Below are 18437 nucleotides of genomic sequence, written 5' to 3'. Positions count from 1 at the left end.
TTTGCTCTAATTATCTGCAATGTTGTCCGATGCCACGGCTTTACCAAGCATTACGACATCAGCGATAAACCCGTCCATATCGCAAACTTCTGGCATATATCCCCACTGCTCAAAGCCAAGTTTACGGAACAGTCCCAAACTTGGCTGATTGTGGGCAAAGATAAGGGCAACGATATTTCTGATTCCTAAACTGGGCGCTTGCGTCAACATCCAGCGTGTCAACAGACTGCCCAACCCTTTACTCTGATAATCTTGGTTCAGATAGATGCTGATTTCAGTGCTGATATGATAAGCGGTACGCGCATATAAATCACTGAAACTGCCCCATGCAACAATTGGTAGTTTTGTACTCTGTCTATCGGCATCACCTTCTAGTAATGCTTTGACTACATAAATAGGCCTCGTTGGACTATCTAAATGCTCATCGAACCAAGCTGTACGTTCTTCGAGCGTTACTAATGCCAAACTTGCCGTTGCTTGTTTGCCAGGAATACTTTGGTTATAAATCGCCAACACTTCTGCCAAGTCTTCTTTACTGGCACGTTGTACCATAAACTGCTGGGTCAGCTGATGTGTTAACGGGGCAGTTGCTATGACATTTAAGGCAACATCGGACATAGAGTCTCCATATTAATTGGCATTATTATTGGTATTCATGATGATAGTAAAAAATCGTCATACTGATAATAGACGTATGTACAAACCATGAAATTCATAGAGCGTCATTCATACTTGCATTATCCGTAGACTATAGGATGTTAGTGTGGCTATTTTACTTTATAATGGCTAATTTTCGACACATCAATTTTGACCATAGATGTGTTTTTTCGTTTTTTATCTGGTCTCATCATAGCTGAAAACTTATGAAAACCTATTTTCTTGAGCAACTGATTGCATCATCAAATGCCGCGTCTACTACTAATGACCCAGTAGAGTTAGCGCCTTGTGTGCTCACTATTGGCAATTTTGATGGCGTACACCTTGGTCATCAGGCGATGCTGGCACAAGTTCGTGATATTGCGCATACCCAAAACTTGGACGCTGCGGTCATGATATTTGAGCCACAACCACGTGAGTTTTTTGAGCCAGCTAAAGCCCCTGCGCGTTTGACCAATCTAGCAGAAAAGCAGGCACTCCTAGCACAACATGGGGTTAAAACCTTAGTGGTGGCAGGTTTTGATGAGGACTTTCGCTCATTATCAGCACAAGCCTTTGCCGATATATTAGCCAAGCGCTTAAATGTAAAAGCGCTGGTACTAGGTGACGACTTCCGCTTCGGTCATGATCGTACTGGCGATAGTCAGTTTTTGCGCGATTATGGTTTGGATGTGACTAATCTACATACCATCACTGATAGCAATATTGACAACATCCACTTGAATGATGTCAATAATGAGGCTGCACGTATTAGCTCTACTCGCATCCGTGACTTGCTATTGGCAGGTGATATTCATGCTGCCAATATACTGCTGGACCGCGACTACGCCATTACGGGGTCGGTCGTCCGTGGCGATCAAATTGGTCGCACTATGGACTTTCCTACTGCCAATATTGATTTGCAGCGAATAAAACCCGCTTTGCACGGTATTTTTGCCGTTGATATCGTCAGCTTAGATGAGAATGGAGAGGTCATACCTGATGGTTTAATAAAGCTGGCTACTGATAACAATATAGGCGTCGCAGGTTTGCGTCCACATAGTTTGTTCGGTACCGCTAACATTGGCAAAAGACCCTCTGTTGATAAAGGTGATGACTGGCGATTGGAAGTACACTTTCCCAAACTAAAAGCAGATTTGTACGGATTGAATCTAGAAGTGCGCTTCTTGCACTTTTTGCATGGTGAGCGTCGCTACGATGGTTTGGACGCCTTGAAAGCGGGTATTCATCAAGATGTCACTGACCTACTAGAATGGCGTAATAATCAAGTTTAGCAGTCAGACGTATCTTACATTTTATCAAGTCCAAACTTCTTTGCTGTTGCGATTCCGGTATGTCCTTGACGATAGTATGCGATGACTTGAAGCTTAAAGTCTAGATCGTAACGCATAAAAATACCCCCGTAAGTTGTGTCCAACTTATGGGGGTCGGTTTACTATATTAGGTTTTTTATATCAGCTTTTAGGCATCAGGATGCATTCGTACATTTAACTCATCAATCGTCTCTACCCATGCTGCATCTTTTTGCCATTCTTCTTGCAAGAACATACGCTGGCTATCGGTCCAGAAATCAGCTTCTATCAATTTCTCTTCACTTGATAACTGGTTGTCTGCGATAAACTTATCAATCGCTTCATCAGAGCTATCTAGACCTAACTGAGCAAATAGCTCATTCATATTATATTCTGGCTCACCCAACATACTTTTCTCCTTAAATGGTGTAGTGATAATTGTGCTTATTATTCAAATTAACCCATTTATTGTAGCAAGCTTTGTGCTAATAGCTGTTAATCAACGTTTATCTAACGTTATCAATTGTATAGGCAGCAAACAGATATTGCCATTTCAAAAGATGCGATAGATTACTTTTTATTTCATCCTATTTTTTGAAAAAGAATCTTATAAACACAAAAAAGCCCTCCTATTTAAGAGGGCTTTTCTTTTTCACTCATTACTTAAGTTAAGACAGCTATATAACTGCTTAGCTTATGGTAGTAGGTGTGCTACTGCATCACGCTCTTCGCTCAGCTCTTGCTCAGTGGCGGCCATTTTCTCTTTTGAGAATTCTGATGACACATCAACGCCGTCTACGATAGACCAATCGCCGTTTTTGCATGTGCATGGGAATGAGTAGATAAGGCCTTCAGCGATACCATATTCCCCATTTGAGTAAACACCCATAGAGACCCAATCGTTCTCGTCAGTACCGAGTGCCCACGTGCGCATATGGGCGATAGCAGCGTTGGCAGCAGAAGCTGCAGATGAGGCGCCGCGAGCTTTAATGATGGCCGCGCCGCGCTGCTGTACTTCTGGGATGTACGTGTTTTCGTACCAATCACGATCAACCAACTCTAGCGCTGGTTTGCCATTGACAGTCGCAGCCGTTAGGTCTGGATACTGGGTCGATGAATGGTTGCCCCAGATGGTCATGTTTTTGATGTCATTGACAGTGCTGTCTGTCTTTTCAGCCAACTGTGCCATCGCACGGTTGTGATCTAGACGAGTCATGGCAGTAAAGTTACGTGGATCAAGATCTGGCGCATTGCGCTGAGCGATAAGGGCATTGGTGTTGGCAGGGTTACCGACGACCAATACTTTTACATCACGGCTAGCGACTTCGTTTAATGCTTTGCCTTGTGCTGAGAAAATCGCAGCGTTGGCTTCTAGTAAGTCCTTACGCTCCATACCTGGGCCACGTGGACGGGCACCGACGAGTAACGCGTAGTCAGCATCTTTGAATGCCACATTTGCATCATCAGTTTGGACAATACCAGCAAGCAATGGGAATGCGCAGTCTTCTAGTTCCATGACCACACCCTTTAGGGCGTCAAGCGCTGGTGTGATTTCAAGCAATTGCAAAATAACTGGCTGATCTTTACCTAGCATCTCGCCAGATGCAATACGAAATAGCATCGCGTAGCTGATATTACCAGCGGCACCAGTGACGGCAACACGTAAAGGCTGTTTCATTGACATTGAATACTCCCTAATTGATGATTGGATAATGCATAGTTTTAATTGATGATTATCATTATAGATATCGACTTGTCTGCCGCATTGCAGCATACATAAACCGAGAGCTAGTGTAGCACTTCATCACAGCGACCGTCTAGATACAGTCATAGACCCATCAGGGACTATATTGTTACATTTTATACGAAAAGAATATCTATAAGCTCAGAGCTTATAAATAAAGGGCTGTATAATTTTTAGATACGGTCCATAGCATGTTTTATCGCTATGAGACGAGTAAATAAGAGTATAAAAATGACAATGTAATACGGACAAGTTTACTCAGATTTTATTAAAAACAGTACCGAAAAGGATGTAGAAAAAGAACGGTAGACTATCTAAAAAATAGTTAAATAAAAGCTATCTACCACCTGAAATGATGAATTGGCTGCCGCAGTTATCTACAACATTGTGACAAGTGCCAAAACTGCTACCCTCATAGCACACATGGATATCCGTCAGTATCGATTGACGACGACTGCCTTCTTGGCAAATGAGATCGACACTATTTGATGACATACCACTATTTAGGCGCGTCATTTGACTAATAAATCGAGATTTAGAGACTGTATAACTGTTGCCCGTATTCAGCTCGTTAGGAAGCTTTAGTTCACCAGCGTAGTTAGTGATTTGTCGGAAGTAGCGACTGGCACTCAGAGGGCTACAAGCACCATAGCGCTGCCACGTTTGGCTACGTACTGTCGTATCAGGCATGATGCGATTGACAACCTTCAGTTGTAGTGGCGTCAAACGTGGCTCGCTACCACGACCACAGCGTTCGCCGTAGCCCATGTCTAAGCCTGAAACTGTTAACGAATAGCCTTCTAGACATTGACGCATGCGGGCTCTTGTCGGCTGCATGCTACATAACGCAGGGGTCATCTCGACCATCAATACGCGCTGGCCAGCTTTGACCGTGCTCGCCGCATATGCTGGCGTAAGCATAAGACCTTGTATGATTAACAAAGCACCAAAACTCGTCGTTTTATTAACTTTACCCATATGATGCCTATTTTTCAAACTTCCACTTATCAAACTTCCACGGAACTGCATCAAGAAACTGGATGTCTTAAATTTTGAGCTTGTTTCTGCTTTCGTATTAGATGACCGGGGCACCTGAATCAGTAACGGTTGCCGAGTTTTCGATAATACAGGCAGTTTGAAGTATTTTTTGATCATAGGGCTGGGAGCAATTAGCAATGATAAAACATGGGCTATCACTTAAATCATTGTGCTAACAGCATTAAACACATAGCGATCTAAGAACATAAACGTCAATTAAAGCAATGGTAACAAAATGTCTCTTTTAATCTATAGCAAAAACGTAAACGTTGTCGTGCTCGTCAACAATTGCAAAATTAAGTTCAGTATTTATTGTATAAAGTACTAAGACTTGCTGCCATTTAGCCCATAAAAAATAGACCGTTAACTATAAAAGCTAGTGGTCTATTAAATACGAATTCACTGATTAAAAAGCAGCAGGTACTGTACCCATACGTTGACTGATTGGCTGGCTACGACCCAGCAGACTGCTATATATAGTAGCGTTTTCCATCACGTGTTTGACATAGTTACGCGTTTCAGGAAAGGCAATCGATTCGACATATTGATCTGCGGCGATTGCGCCATAGGTTGGTTGCCAGCGTTTGGCATTATTAGGACCCGCATTGTACCCTGCGGTTGCCAGTACTGGCTGATAGTTCAGTTTACTTAAGATATCACCCATATACCATGTACCATAACGAATGTTGGTATCGCCACTATTAGCACGGCTCGCACTATAAGTCTCACCTAAGTTACGCGCGATATATTTTGCCGTATCAGGCATGATTTGCATCAACCCACTGGCGCCCACGTTTGAGCGCGCAGAAGACACAAAACGGCTCTCTTGACGCATGATGCCATAAGCCCACGCTGGATCAATGCCTGCTGATTGACTATAACGCACCACTGACTCTTGGTGCGGCATAGGGTGCGAAAGTGCCAAGCTATTGACTCTATCGGTATTATCGACGGCATAAATCGCCCGATCGAGCCAGCCCATGTCATAGGCTTGACGAGCCGCAGCAATGATCAGATTGTCATCACGGTTATCGCGTGCTTGCTTCACAGCCCAGTTCCACTCGCGGTTGGCATACGCGCGGCTAGCATCAGAGTTATATAAGGCAAATGCACGAGCAAAGTTGCCATCTTGCATCACGCGCGCGCGGTCAGCGGTACTGACATTAGGCAAATTGCTACCACCTAAGCGGCTGGCATCAAAGCGCTGACCGATCCTGTCTTTTGCCATCAAGCCATAGTAGTCATTATTTTTCGCTAGGTTTTGATACATCTTTTTAGCAGTATTGCGTTTGCTACTATTACTCGATTGCTCATAAGCACGAGCCAGCCAGTATTGCCACTGACCATCCTTCTGAATTTCACCATCCATTTTTGAAATAGCTTCAACCACATCATCCCAGCGGCCAAAGCGGATTGCCGCCATGGCATAGTCTTCCGCTTCTTCAAAGTTAAAGTCATCATCTAAGCTATTGTGGAACCAGTCTACTGCTTCAGCATTAAAACCGTCATCGGTATTATGATTCATACGCTTAACGCCAAGCGTACGGTAAGCGTAACGACGCGTTTCATCATTCAATAACTTTACAGCGCGCTGATTGTCTTGCTTGATATCAAAATCTAATTGCAGTGCCGCTTCTCGATAGGATTTATCTGCGACACGGCCAAGGGCATATAGGTATAGGTATTGATTGGTTTGACTGGCGGGCTCGCGGCCAAAGCGGCTAAAAAACGATGAGGGATTGAGCTGAATTTCACTAAGCGCCGAATAGGCAATCGGTGTCCCTAAGCGCGATGACAATGCCATGATGTCGCCTGTCTTACCGACACGCAGCATCCGCTTGAGACGAGCAGCGCGATCTTGATTGCTAATGAGCGCGTTGTTATTCATCTCCATCGCTAGCTGCTCACAAAGGGCTGGCTGCTTTTTGGTGGTTAGCCAAACATCAGATTTGGCAGCCATGGCACGCATGGTATCACCGCCATTATTGAACCCAAGGGCGATAGCGCAGCGCTCACTGGCATCAGGATTGGTAATCAGATTTGCCACTTGTCTAACCGAGGCGTAGTCATTCGACCCCGCTTTAGTCTCCGCAAAATCAGCCACCAACTTCTCAGCCATGACCGTATCTGGATACTGACGCACAAACTGTGATACGGCCGCTGAACTTTGTGAATTGAGGTCTAGATTCATCCGCCAGTAAGTTGGATACATGGCAAATAGACCGCCGCTCATGATTTGCTCATAATTATAGAGCGCCCCCACATCCCCGCGATCCGCTGCGATAGCCGCTGCCATAAATGAGTCAATACTACGGTCTTGCTGATAATTTTGCTGATAGTTACCCTCTTGTTGGTAGCTTTCCTCATCGCCCCACGTCAACTCCGCGCAAGCCACTTGTGACACACCAAGCGCGCTTATAGCGGTTGCCACGCTAAACGCACTCATCCGTAACGTACCGGATGCGATCCGCTTCGACGCGCGCTTTTGACTGGTAAATTCTTCATCCCTGATGCTATGCGCAACACGCAACTTTGTCATACTGACTCTCTTTATAATATCTCTACAAATATTTGAATAACGGTTTACTAGGTACCGCCAAGGGTATATCAATCATCATACTATACTCATTGTACTTTCAACTATCTCCTTTACCTTTTGTTAATAAATAGGAGAGCACGGTGTAACATAGAAATGATAACGAGCCTCAGTTTTTATAAATGGTAATATTAATCACAGTAAATAATTGATACTGCTATGAATTATTTATCATATTGACAACCCATCGCCTATGCTAATTTTTCACATTAGTACAGGGTTGTGATAAAATACGCCACCTGTTAATCGGCTACTCCGTTATATTTTTGGTCAATCATGGACTTCCCCTTATGAGTGTTACTGTATTCAATCCCCGCATCGATGATGATGCTGTTACTGAGACGACTGTCACCGCGCGTGCTGTCACTGCACTCAAGGAGCAAAGTTCAGCCCAAGCGCCCGTCGAAAAAGCCGCAACCAAGAAGGTATTCATCACCACCCAAGGCTGTCAGATGAATGTCTATGATTCAGACAAAATGCTCGATGTGCTCGGCGACTCGCACGGCATGCAAGTGACGCACAACATTGATGAAGCCGACGTGCTGTTGATGAATACCTGCTCTATCCGCGAAAAAGCGCAAGAAAAGGTGTTTTCAGAGCTTGGGCGCTGGCGCAAACTCAAAGAAAAACGTCCTGATCTCGTGATTGGTGTTGGCGGCTGCGTGGCCTCACAAGAAGGGGATAATATTCAAAAACGCGCGCCATATGTCGATATGGTCTTTGGCCCGCAAACCCTGCACCGTCTGCCTGAGCTGTATGATCAATCCAACGATCAGCGCCACGTGTCACCCAAAAACCGTATTGGCACGATTGACGTATCCTTCCCCAGTATTGAAAAGTTTGACTTTTTGCCTGAGCCAAGAGTCGAAGGATATAAAGCCTTTGTCTCAATCATGGAAGGCTGCTCAAAATATTGCTCATTCTGCGTCGTTCCTTATACACGCGGTGAAGAATTGTCGCGTCCACTTGACGATGTGCTGGCAGAGATTGATAGCCTTGCCGCGCAAGGTATCCGCGAAATCAATCTACTTGGTCAAAACGTCAACGGCTACCGCGGCGAAAAAGACGATGGCAGTATTTGCCGTTTCGCTGAGCTGCTGCATTATGTCTCGCACGTCGATGGTGTGGAACGTATTCGTTATACCACCAGCCATCCGCTTGAGTTTACCGATGACATCATTGACGCTTATGCACAATTGCCAGAGCTGGTATCGCATCTGCATCTACCTGTACAAAGTGGCTCAAATGCCATCTTGGCTGCGATGAAGCGTAACCATACCATCGATGTTTATATCGATCAGATCAATAAATTAAAAGCCATTCGCCCAGACATTCACTTATCAAGCGACTTTATCATTGGCTTTCCTGGCGAGACTGATGAGGATTTCCAAGACACGCTAAACTTAGCAAAAGAGCTGAACTTCGATCATTCATACAGCTTTATCTACTCCAAGCGTCCGGGCACGCCAGCGGCAGAGCTGCCAGATGATGTCAGCTTCACCACCAAAAAAGCGCGTTTGGCTGAGTTCCAAAAAGTGATCGTTGACTCGACATTGGCCAAAACGCATGAGATGGTCGGTACGACAACGCGTGTCTTGGTTGAACAAGTCGCCAATCGCCATCCAGATTGCCTAATCGGTACAGCAGACAACACCCGTACGGTGATGTTCCCTTACGATCCTGAGCGCAGTGATGAGCTGCTTGGTAAAATTGTCAGCGTACGTGTCACCGATTTTGTCAGCCCGCATATGGTAAAAGGCGAGCTGATCGAAGTATTGGCGTAACTGTTAAAGTAACGATGGTTAAATTATAAGTTTGAGTAAAAAATAAAAAAGCCGTTCACTATAATAGAGAACGGCTTTTTTGCGGGTGAATGTTAACCATCACTATTCTGATAACCAATCTGTCTTCCGTAGCTGCTGCTTGGTCTCACGGCGACGTTTCTTGCGGACGATATCGATATCTTCCTTTTCATGAAGACCACCCTTTCTTAACAGTGGATCAAGCGCTAGATAATTACGCGGTTTCATTGCGCCTAGCGAGTGCTGTGCACCTGCTTCAGTCTGATTGTCTAACTGTCTCTCAATTTGTTTGGCTTTCTTTAGGGTTTGTTTTAAGCTCATATAGTTACCTATTCTTTAATCCTTTTTAGATACCAACGCCGAAAATCATCTTAGCGAGGAAAACGAGCGCAAATTGTATATCCAGTACATTAAGCAAGTTTGACGACGCTAAGAGGATTTGCAGGCTTGGTATTAGCCCTTAATACACATGACTTGCTTCAACGTATGCACCACTTCAACCAAGTCTTTTTGATTGGCCATCACCTCATCAATGTCTTTATACGCGCCCGGTATCTCATCGATAACGCCTTTGTCTTTACGACATTCGACACCATCGGTTTGCGCTTTTAGCTCATCAATGGTGAACGCGCGTATCGCTTTACCACGGCTCATCTGTCGCCCCGCCCCATGTGAGCAGGAGCAAAACGACTCTGCCGCGCCAAGACCACGGACGATAAAGGATTTTGCGCCCATCGAACCGGGGATAATGCCAAGCTCACCGGCATAAGCACTGATTGCGCCTTTACGCGTCACGTAAACCTGCTCGCCAAAATGCACCTCTTCATTGACATAGTTATGATGGCAATTGATGGCTTCTTTGGTCAGGGCAAATCGTGGCAATCCTGCTTGCGGCGATTGCAGCGCCTTAATCACCAAACGCATCATCTCGCGGCGATTCTCTAGCGCGTAATCCTGCGCCCAACCAACTGCCTCAACATAATCGGCAAAGCTGTCAGACCCCTCAGCAAAATACGACAAATCACGATCAGGCACATGACCAAAGCGTGATTGACGCTCTTTTTTGGCCAGATTGATAAAGTAGCGACCGATACAGTTGCCAATACCGCGACTACCAGAATGCAGCATTACCCAGACATCTTTGTTTTCATCCAAGCACAGCTCGATGAAATGATTGCCACCGCCAAGTGTACCCAGCTGTTTGGCCCACGTACGCTCAAAACCTTTAAGCATTTTGAGTAAGCCCGGATGCTTATCAGTAATCGGTTTTAGGCGTTTGCCTAATGGGTCAAGCGTGGAGTTTTTTGCTTGGATTTGCTTGTGCATATTAAAACCCACCGGCACTTGCTGCTCGACCACCAAGCGCAGCGCTTTTAAGCTATCAGGCAGATCACTTGCCGTGAGTGATAAGCGCACAGCGTTCATACCGCAGCCGATATCTACGCCGACCGCCGCAGGAATAATGGCAGACTTGGTCGGAATCACGCTGCCAACGGTCGCGCCTTTGCCCACATGCACATCAGGCATGACCGCAATGTGCGAATGTACAAACTCTAGCTGAGCCAAGTTACGTAATTGCTGCATCGCGCCTTGCTCGACATCCGAAGTGTAGATTTTGACAGGCACGCCATGTTTACTATTTTTATTTAATACTAATTGAACACTCATGATTTAATTTTCCGTTTTTTTATTATTAAAGCCATGCATTTTTTTCAATTCGTCTATTTATATTTTTTAGACATTACTTATCTTTCTAAATTAAACATAATGGTTTAATAAGAAAAAGATTATTATCTAAGAAATTATAGGCAATAAAAATCCGTATTTTTATTAATTAAAAATCAATAAAAATTCATGGCTTCTTTATTATGGACGTTTTAAAGAAGAATCTTTCATACCAAAAATAAGGGCGTAAATATTATGCGCGCAGGTAGACAATCGCTAAGTGTTAGCGTGAATGATTTTTTGGTAGTAAAGATACAGCAGAATGTTGGATAAACAGATAACAGCAAGCACAAAACTACTTAGCACTATCGCATCGCTATTTTAACAAAGTAGATTTAGAGGAAGGATGGAGCGAGTACATATAGGAGGCTATTCATTGATATGAATAGATAGAATATCACTCAATAGCTATGTATAAATTTAGCCAAACCTTTTCGAAGTCTTCATTGTTGTCATGCTTTTCATACATTCAATCTTTAAAAACGTCTTAACAGTTATATAGGACACGATGATTCCTCCATAGGTTGTGGCTAATGTCAGGGCAACAGTAGCAGATTTATTAGAAATTTATAGCAAGACTATAAATCAGTGAGATAATAATAACGATTTAAAAAATATTGTCAACTATTAATTTTTGAATAACAAAAAAACGCAATACCATAGCGATTCATTTAACAAAGTGATTATTTCAAATAATAACTAATAACTTTTTATAGCATAAAACTATTAATTACTTCAGCAAACAAAGCCGCTGCAATTATAATAAAGATAATGCCGCAACCACGATTGAGCCACGCTAAACGATTACCGACATCAAGCCAGCTTGCCAGCTTTTTACCACCTAGGGTATATACGATCTGCCAAATGGTTTCGCTCATGAATAGCCCAATGGTCAATAAGATATATTGCGGCCATAGTGGCGCACTAAAATTAATAAACTTAGGAAAGAACGCTGCGAAAAATAATATCGCTTTTGGATTAGATAAAGATACCCAGACCCCTGTACGGAATAAAGTGAGATTGCTGGGACTTGTCTTGACCGCAGCACTCGACAGCGAGCGCGGCTGCGGTGTACCAGCTTGACCTTCAAAAGCCCCATAGTCGGCCTCAACCTCAGCACTTAACTCCTTGGCATCGCTCATCAAGCTACCATCACCCGCATCACGCCATGAGCTGATGCCCAAATATACCAAGTATGCCGCGCCCACGGCTTTGATAATTGTGAGCAGCCATGGCGACTGGCGACTGATCACATCCAGCCCAAGTAAAGTCGATAGCAGCAAGATAAATAGCCCAAAGCTCAAACCTGCCAGCGTCCATAGTGTGCGCTTCACACCATAGTTCATGCCATACTGGAATGCCAACAACATGTTGGGACCTGGTGTTGCGGAAATCAAAAACGTACTTGCGAAAAATACTGCAAACAGATGCCAAGACATCAGCTAACCCCTACTTTGTTATATATAAATGCTTCTTATACGAACAGCCACATCGCCAAAAAAAGAAATACCGCCATTCAGGCGGTATTATTGATACTTCTCACATTATATACATATGTTTGCCACTTTTATAGCGTATCGACACCTCTATAAGCTACTTGGCAGTACAACTGTCTAATAGTTTTTGCAAAAAGCCGTCACAACGTTCGATTTCGATCAGTTCTACATATTCATCCGCTTTGTGTGCCTGCTCAATACTACCAGGGCCACAGATGATCGTTGGGATGCCTGCATTAGTAAACTGCCCCCCTTCTGTTGCGTAAGCGACTTTATGACGCTCATCATCCCCTGTCAGAGCTGCTATTAATGATTGTAGCTCAGCGCTGTTATTATCCGTCATGGCAGGAACACTCTCTTCCTGCATCAGCTCGATACCCGTCTCAGGCGCACGCGCTTGCATTTGCGCATTTAACTCAGCAACTTTTGCTTGAATGGGCGCTAGTATATCGTCTTGGGTCATGTGCGGCAGGTTGCGATAGTCAAAGGTGAACTCACACAGATTGGGCACGATATTGGTGGCTGTACCGCCGTGTATAGTCCCTACTGACAATGTCGAATAAGGCACGGTAAACAATGCATCATTGTCATCACGAGCGCTCAGTTCTTCAGCAAGCGTGTCGACATAGCCCACCAATTTGCTAGCGTAGCTGATCGCATTGACCCCTTGTGCAATCAATGAAGAATGTGCTGATTTACCATGGACACGGCAACGATACACCGCGATGCCTTTGTGTGCAACCACCATCGCCATATTGGTTGGCTCACCGACGATGCAATAATCAGGGGTGATACCGCGCGCTTTTAAATCCGCCAACATCAATGGCGCACCCAAACAGCCCACCTCTTCATCGAACGACAGCGCGAGGTGCAATGGGCGACGCAGCTGACCGCTATTAGATAGCTGTACAGCTTGTGGCAATATTGTCAGCGCACACGCAATAAAACCTTTCATATCGCACGCACCGCGTCCGTATAGCTTGTCACCACGTATCGTCGCGGTGAACGGCTCTGATGTCCAGTCTTGACCATCGACAGGCACGACATCAGTATGACCTGAGAGCACCAAACCGTTATTAATTTGGTCAGCGTTTTCGCCAGCGGGTACGGTCACAAACAAGTTGGCCTTGGTCTTTGCCTCGTTAAAGGTCAAATCTACCGTCAGACCAAGCTGCTCACAATACGCTCTCACATCATGAATCAATGCTAGATTGGAGTGTCGACTGACCGTATCGAAAGCGATAAGCCGTGTCAGCCAATCAAGGCTATTACTCGGGTGCGTAGCAGGGTTTAACTGTTGGTCATTGCTAGCATTGTCATTAGTATCTTGGATCATAAAATATCCCTATTATGATTTTTAAGAACTATGTCTTAAAGAATTATGTCTTAAAAGTCATTTCTTAAAAGCCATTTCTTAAAAACTATGAGGCATCAGATTTGTCTTATGATGGATTATTCTGATTCATCACGTCAAGCACGGGTGGCATCGGTTTTGGCAACTTGCCTTCTGCTTGTAGCTCTTTGGTAGTTTTGGCATTGATAGATAGTCCAGCAATCAGGGCGATGTCTTTTACAGGCTTGCGCTTACGCGTCGCAAAGCTCACTGGCACCATACGAGCAAACTCGTAGATATAAAGATAAGACTCCTCTCCCCCCTCAAAATCCTCTTCTTCTTCTAACCGAATGCCACCAATTTTAGCCAAATCTGAGAGCATCTCATTCTCTTCGCTACTCAAATTACAATCAGTAATACCAAAACCCGTCATAAAGCCGTTTGACCACTGTTTCAATGCCATCACGCGCTCGTATAAATCATGTTCATCATCAGGGATCAGCGGCATGTAAGCATACGCATCATCTTTATCTTTTAACTGAAACACCGTGTCTTCTGCTTCTTCTGTCAGCAACGTCAATGCCGCCTCTGGTAGTGGCGCAAAGCTCAGCTCTTCAAACACCTTTGCCCATGTGGCCTCATCAGGCGCGTTACACGCCGTCATAAGCCCTGTCATCAGGCCGTGCACCTCACTGATAGACACGTCCGTCCAATCATCAAACGCAGTCAGCCAAGTATTCCAGCCAGAGATATTATCATTCATAATAGAGGTCCTAGTAGTTGATTACTGTTCAAAAAATAAAAATCGTCACGACAAAATGTCTGGGACAAATCATCGATAGATAAAAGTAAAAAGACAAAGCCTCGTACTTGTAATTACTTTGTTGATATAGATATTATGCGGTCACCTATGGCATTATTAAATGCAGCGAACAAAATTCATTCACGCTTACTTGTTAAGGATAAAAACTGACTATGTATGATCAACTTAGAATATTAGAAAAAATGGTACTCGACATCAAAAAACAGTATCAGCTTGTCAGTGCTGAACTTAGCAGCCTAAAACAACACCCTGTTAGCGATGCAAAAGAAGTCTCTGCTCTAAAAAACAAGCTTGATGCCAGCCACAGCGAGCGTGATGGCGCAAAAAAGCAACTGAACGATCTCGACAAGCGCTATCAAAGCCTTGCTGAAGCGCACCATATGATTGGTGAAGAACAAGACAAACTACAAAAACAAATCAGCCAATTACAACAACAAAATAGCGAGTTGCAAAAGCACAATAATGAATTAAAGCAGCAGTATAGCAATATCAAACAACAAAACAGTGAACTGCAAAAGAAGAATCAGTTGGCAGCAGAGCGTACGCAAGTCGTCTTGCAACGCTTAACCCGCATCGATCAAGCAGAAAGCTAACGCATTCCTGTAATAGATAGCAAAATATGCTACTTATTAAACCGCCCAACGCTATTTGTAAAACCTGATATCACTCATTTCACTGACCAGACATTGTAGGATGTATCATGACCGACAACCAAAGCAACGCTATAGAAAAACAGCCAGAAAATAACCCATCACAAAATACTCAAGCACCGAATAAAGACGTAGCCGTACCAAAATCCACTCAATCGGGGGCGAGCACATCCAGCACATCGTCTCAAGCCAATGGTAAAGCGACTGAGCCCCAGATCAAAAAAGTCGATATCGCGATTGCAGGCGTGACTTATCCAATTTTTTGTCCCGTTCATGAGCAAGAAGAGCTACTATCGGCGGTCTCTTATATCAATAACTATGCGCTTGATCTAAAGCGAGACGCACCAAGCCTCAGTCAAGAAAGCATACTGGTGCTGTGCTGCTTGAATTTATACGAAAAAATCCATGCCAACCAAAGAAGTGATGAAGACCGCTTGCAAAAAGATAAGCAATCACAGGCATTGCTAAATAAAATCATGAAAGACGCCCACTCTATTTTGTAATAGTCGCGGCGTTGTATCAGCAGACAGGTTATTCGAAAGGATAGACAGTCTGATAGAGAGCCGTTCAGCCTATTAGCGCTTAGTTCATCCATACTAAGCGCTTTTTTATGGTCAATCGTTTTTATCTATCTGCTTACGCATAAGGTTTGTAAGTCTTGCCTGCGTGAAAGTCTGCCTGATGCTCATAATTGCAAAAGAATAATTCTTGGGCTGATTCAGTATTACCATCACTGGTTGTCGCTAAGCTAGGCTTAGTTTCAAGGACACCGCGATACTCCGCCAAACGGTTACCGCAAAAATTGCACTGACGCGGTGTGGTGACATCACCCTCTTTTGGCATCATGCTTTTGGGTGGACGTGGGTACATAAACTTGTAAAAAGCCCACATGGAAGCCCAGATAATAAGAATGACAATAATAACGGCAAACACGGCAGCGCTCCTTCAACGACAAATAAACGTAATGAATAACAAGAGTGATGACACTTACCATGATCCAAGACGCTCGAATGCCTAAATTTTACCGTCAATAATGGTAATGGCACAATGCCTTTACGGTTAATTGTCGATGATGCTGGGTTGTCATGCATGGCACTGACGAATAGCCAAGTGCTATAGCAACAAAAAACTGGCCACAGTGAGCCAGTTTTTGTATCAAAATCTAAGATTAAAGGCTAGCAGTTATAGCTGTAGCTCGCTGATATCTGCCACAGTCAAGAACAAGGCGCGTACCTGCTTGAGCAATGCCAAGCGGTTATTTTTGAGCGCCGCATCGTCACTATTGACCATCACGTTATCAAAGAACTGTGTCAATGGCTCATCTAAGCTCGCCAGCGTTTGCAATACTTGCGTATAGTCCGCTTGCTCAAGCAATGGCTGTACCACTGTCTGTGCTTGCTGCACATTTGCATATAAATTTTGCTCAGCAGTCTCAGATAGTAGCGTCTCATCAACCGTATCAGCAACATCGACTTCTGACTTGGCCAATATATTAGCCACGCGCTTGTTGGAATCCGCGAGCATTGACGCTTGTGACAGCTCGCTAAATGCTTGTACGGCACGGATACGCTGATCAAAATCAAGCGGCATATGCGGGTTAATCGCTTGTACCGCCTGAATCGTATCGACGCTAACGCCCTGCTCGGTATACATCGCACGATAGCGCGAGTTTAAGAACGCCATCACTTGGGTAAAGGTGTCACCCATTTTGGCAATTTTGCTACCTTCAGCATCGCTATAGCCTTTAATCGCTTGCTCAACCAATGCGACAAGATTAATTGGTAACTGCTTTTCGATCAAAATACGCAAAATGCCAATAGCAGAACGACGTAGGCTAAACGGATCCTTTGAACCCGTCGGTGCTTGGTCAATCGCAAAAATACCAACGAGCGTATCTAGGCGATCAGCTAACGCTAAGCAAATACCAACTGGTGTTTGTGGTAATACATCACCACTGAACTTGGGCAGGTATTGCTCTTCCAAGCTTGCCGCAACTGCCTCAGGTTCCTCATTCAAACGTGCATAATACGTACCCGCGATACCTTGCAATTCAGGATATTCACCAACGAGCGAGCTGGCCAAATCTGCTTTGGATAAAATACCCGCACGTACAGTGTCATCGACGTTGATATCGTGGCCTTGCTGCTGCATTAGGGTAGCAATAAACGCGGCAAGCTTAGCAATACGCTCAGACTTCTCCCAAATCGTACCCAATTTGTCTTGGAATACACGAGTTTTTAGGCTCTCTGTGAGTGCAAATAACGGCTGCTTTTGATCTTGTAAGAAGAAAAACTCGGCATCAGCCAAACGTGGACGCACAACTTTTTCATTACCTTCAATAATCTGATTGGGGTCTTTAGACTCAATATTGGTGATAAAGATAAAGTACGGCTGCAATTTGCCCGTTTTATCCGTCAAGCAAAAATACTTTTGATCCGCTTGCATGGTCGAGATAAGCGCTTCTTGTGGCACTTGTAAAAAGCGCGCTTCAAAGCTTGCTCGTAGCGCAATGGGGAAATCAACCAATGCGGTAACTTCGTCCAACAAATCCTGCGGTACGATAGCATCAGAATTAACTTCATCTGCCAATGCTTTGACTTGGTTTTTGATCAGCATTTGGCGCTTATCAAAATCTGCCACGACTTTTAGACCATCTAACAGTTGCTCATAGTTATTGGCATGAGCAATATCATGGTAGTCAGGGCTGTGGAAACGGTGCCCACGAGTTTGCGAGCCTGTCTCATGCCCTTGGATAGTGGCATCAATAACAGTGTCATCCTGCATCAATACTACCCACTGGACGGGACGGACAAACTCGTTGCGACTTGCGCCTGAGCGCATACGTTTGGCAATCGGTAGGCTATCTAACGCCGTTTGAAAAATAGCTGGCAGTAGCTCGGTAGTCGCTTGACCACTGATCGTTTGCTCAAAGCCGACATAGTCACCTTTATCGGTGTTAATGGTCGTAAGCTCGCTCGCTTCAATACCTAAGCCTTTAGCAAAACCCATCGCCGCACGGGTTGGATTGCCATCGCTATCAAATGCCGCTTTGATGGCTGGTCCGCGTTTTTGCTCAGTGCGGTCAGGCTGCTTATCGCTAATGCCTTCAATTTGAATCGCCAAACGGCGCGGTGCGGCAAAGGCTTTGATGCTATCAAAGGTGATCTCAGCTGCAGATAATTGCTCAGTGACACTAGTTTGCAGCGCATCACGCAATGGTTTTAGGCTTTTTGGAGGCAGCTCTTCACACCCCAGTTCAAATAGAATAGTACTCATGGGAT

General features: G+C 44.4%; 16 protein-coding genes. 4 read left to right on the top strand and 12 right to left on the bottom strand.

The window, feature by feature from the left end:
* Positions 1-6 precede the first annotated feature (6 nt).
* Positions 7-618, bottom strand: coding sequence for a GNAT family N-acetyltransferase (locus AC58CZ_RS00775; RefSeq protein WP_494223645.1), 612 nt, complete (start codon positions 616-618; stop codon positions 7-9).
* A gap of 245 nt (positions 619-863) precedes the next feature.
* On the opposite strand from AC58CZ_RS00775, the gene ribF reads away from it, so the two are divergent.
* Positions 864-1931 carry a riboflavin biosynthesis protein RibF gene (gene ribF, locus AC58CZ_RS00770; protein WP_494223646.1) on the top strand — a complete coding sequence of 356 codons (1068 nt, stop codon included), beginning with the start codon at positions 864-866 and terminating at the stop codon, positions 1929-1931.
* Positions 1932-2118: 187 nt separating this feature from the next.
* Here the strand turns inward: ribF and AC58CZ_RS00765 are convergent, their stop codons facing one another.
* From AC58CZ_RS00765 to AC58CZ_RS00750, 4 genes are all read right to left on the bottom strand, one after another.
* Complete coding sequence (locus AC58CZ_RS00765) at positions 2119-2358, bottom strand: DUF2789 domain-containing protein (protein WP_058025028.1); 240 nt, start codon at positions 2356-2358, stop codon at positions 2119-2121.
* 285 nt (positions 2359-2643) lie between these two features.
* A complete protein-coding gene (locus AC58CZ_RS00760) occupies positions 2644-3633 on the bottom strand; it encodes a malate dehydrogenase (protein WP_178379285.1) in 990 nt (329 codons plus the stop codon).
* Between the two features lie 396 nt (positions 3634-4029).
* Positions 4030-4671 carry a T2 family ribonuclease gene (locus AC58CZ_RS00755; protein WP_058025029.1) on the bottom strand — a complete coding sequence of 214 codons (642 nt, stop codon included), beginning with the start codon at positions 4669-4671 and terminating at the stop codon, positions 4030-4032.
* A 466-nt stretch (positions 4672-5137) separates the two neighbouring features.
* Positions 5138-7270: a transglycosylase SLT domain-containing protein gene (locus tag AC58CZ_RS00750; RefSeq protein WP_494223647.1), complete on the bottom strand. Its 2133-nt coding sequence runs from the start codon at positions 7268-7270 to the stop codon at positions 5138-5140.
* A 347-nt stretch (positions 7271-7617) separates the two neighbouring features.
* Between AC58CZ_RS00750 and miaB the strand changes: the two genes are divergently transcribed.
* A complete protein-coding gene (gene miaB, locus AC58CZ_RS00745) occupies positions 7618-9111 on the top strand; it encodes a tRNA (N6-isopentenyl adenosine(37)-C2)-methylthiotransferase MiaB (RefSeq protein ID WP_485633296.1) in 1494 nt (497 codons plus the stop codon).
* A gap of 102 nt (positions 9112-9213) precedes the next feature.
* Here the strand turns inward: miaB and AC58CZ_RS00740 are convergent, their stop codons facing one another.
* The 5 genes from AC58CZ_RS00740 to AC58CZ_RS00720 form a co-directional block, all read right to left on the bottom strand.
* Positions 9214-9450 carry a hypothetical protein gene (locus tag AC58CZ_RS00740; protein WP_494223648.1) on the bottom strand — a complete coding sequence of 79 codons (237 nt, stop codon included), beginning with the start codon at positions 9448-9450 and terminating at the stop codon, positions 9214-9216.
* Positions 9451-9582: 132 nt separating this feature from the next.
* Entirely contained in the window at positions 9583-10797 is a 1215-nt protein-coding gene (locus AC58CZ_RS00735) for an RtcB family protein (protein WP_494223649.1), read from the bottom strand.
* Between the two features lie 767 nt (positions 10798-11564).
* Positions 11565-12293, bottom strand: coding sequence for a LysE family transporter (locus AC58CZ_RS00730; protein ID WP_494223650.1), 729 nt, complete (start codon positions 12291-12293; stop codon positions 11565-11567).
* Between the two features lie 154 nt (positions 12294-12447).
* Positions 12448-13686 (bottom strand): acetylornithine deacetylase, encoded by a 1239-nt coding sequence (gene argE / locus AC58CZ_RS00725; RefSeq protein WP_494223651.1) that lies wholly within the window; start codon positions 13684-13686, stop codon positions 12448-12450.
* 106 nt (positions 13687-13792) lie between these two features.
* Entirely contained in the window at positions 13793-14446 is a 654-nt protein-coding gene (locus tag AC58CZ_RS00720; RefSeq protein WP_071003031.1) for a UPF0149 family protein, read from the bottom strand.
* Between the two features lie 212 nt (positions 14447-14658).
* Here AC58CZ_RS00720 and AC58CZ_RS00715 point away from each other — a divergent pair, with 212 nt between their 5' ends.
* Both AC58CZ_RS00715 and AC58CZ_RS00710 read left to right on the top strand, forming a co-directional pair.
* Positions 14659-15099 carry a hypothetical protein gene (locus tag AC58CZ_RS00715; RefSeq protein WP_071003030.1) on the top strand — a complete coding sequence of 147 codons (441 nt, stop codon included), beginning with the start codon at positions 14659-14661 and terminating at the stop codon, positions 15097-15099.
* A 107-nt stretch (positions 15100-15206) separates the two neighbouring features.
* The gene (locus tag AC58CZ_RS00710) at positions 15207-15659 is read left to right on the top strand and encodes a cell division protein ZapA (protein WP_494223652.1); all 453 of its coding nucleotides are present in this window, start codon (positions 15207-15209) and stop codon (positions 15657-15659) included.
* A gap of 133 nt (positions 15660-15792) precedes the next feature.
* Here the strand turns inward: AC58CZ_RS00710 and AC58CZ_RS00705 are convergent, their stop codons facing one another.
* Positions 15793-16089, bottom strand: coding sequence for a hypothetical protein (locus AC58CZ_RS00705; RefSeq protein ID WP_494223653.1), 297 nt, complete (start codon positions 16087-16089; stop codon positions 15793-15795).
* A gap of 249 nt (positions 16090-16338) precedes the next feature.
* Positions 16339-18432: a glycine--tRNA ligase subunit beta gene (glyS, locus tag AC58CZ_RS00700; protein ID WP_494223654.1), complete on the bottom strand. Its 2094-nt coding sequence runs from the start codon at positions 18430-18432 to the stop codon at positions 16339-16341.
* Between the last annotated feature and the right edge of the window lie 5 nt (positions 18433-18437).

The sequence above is a fragment of the Psychrobacter sp. CR212 genome, assembly GCF_059693765.1.
The sequence above is the reverse complement of the archived record's forward strand: the minus strand, read 5'-3'. Positions and strand labels throughout refer to the sequence as shown.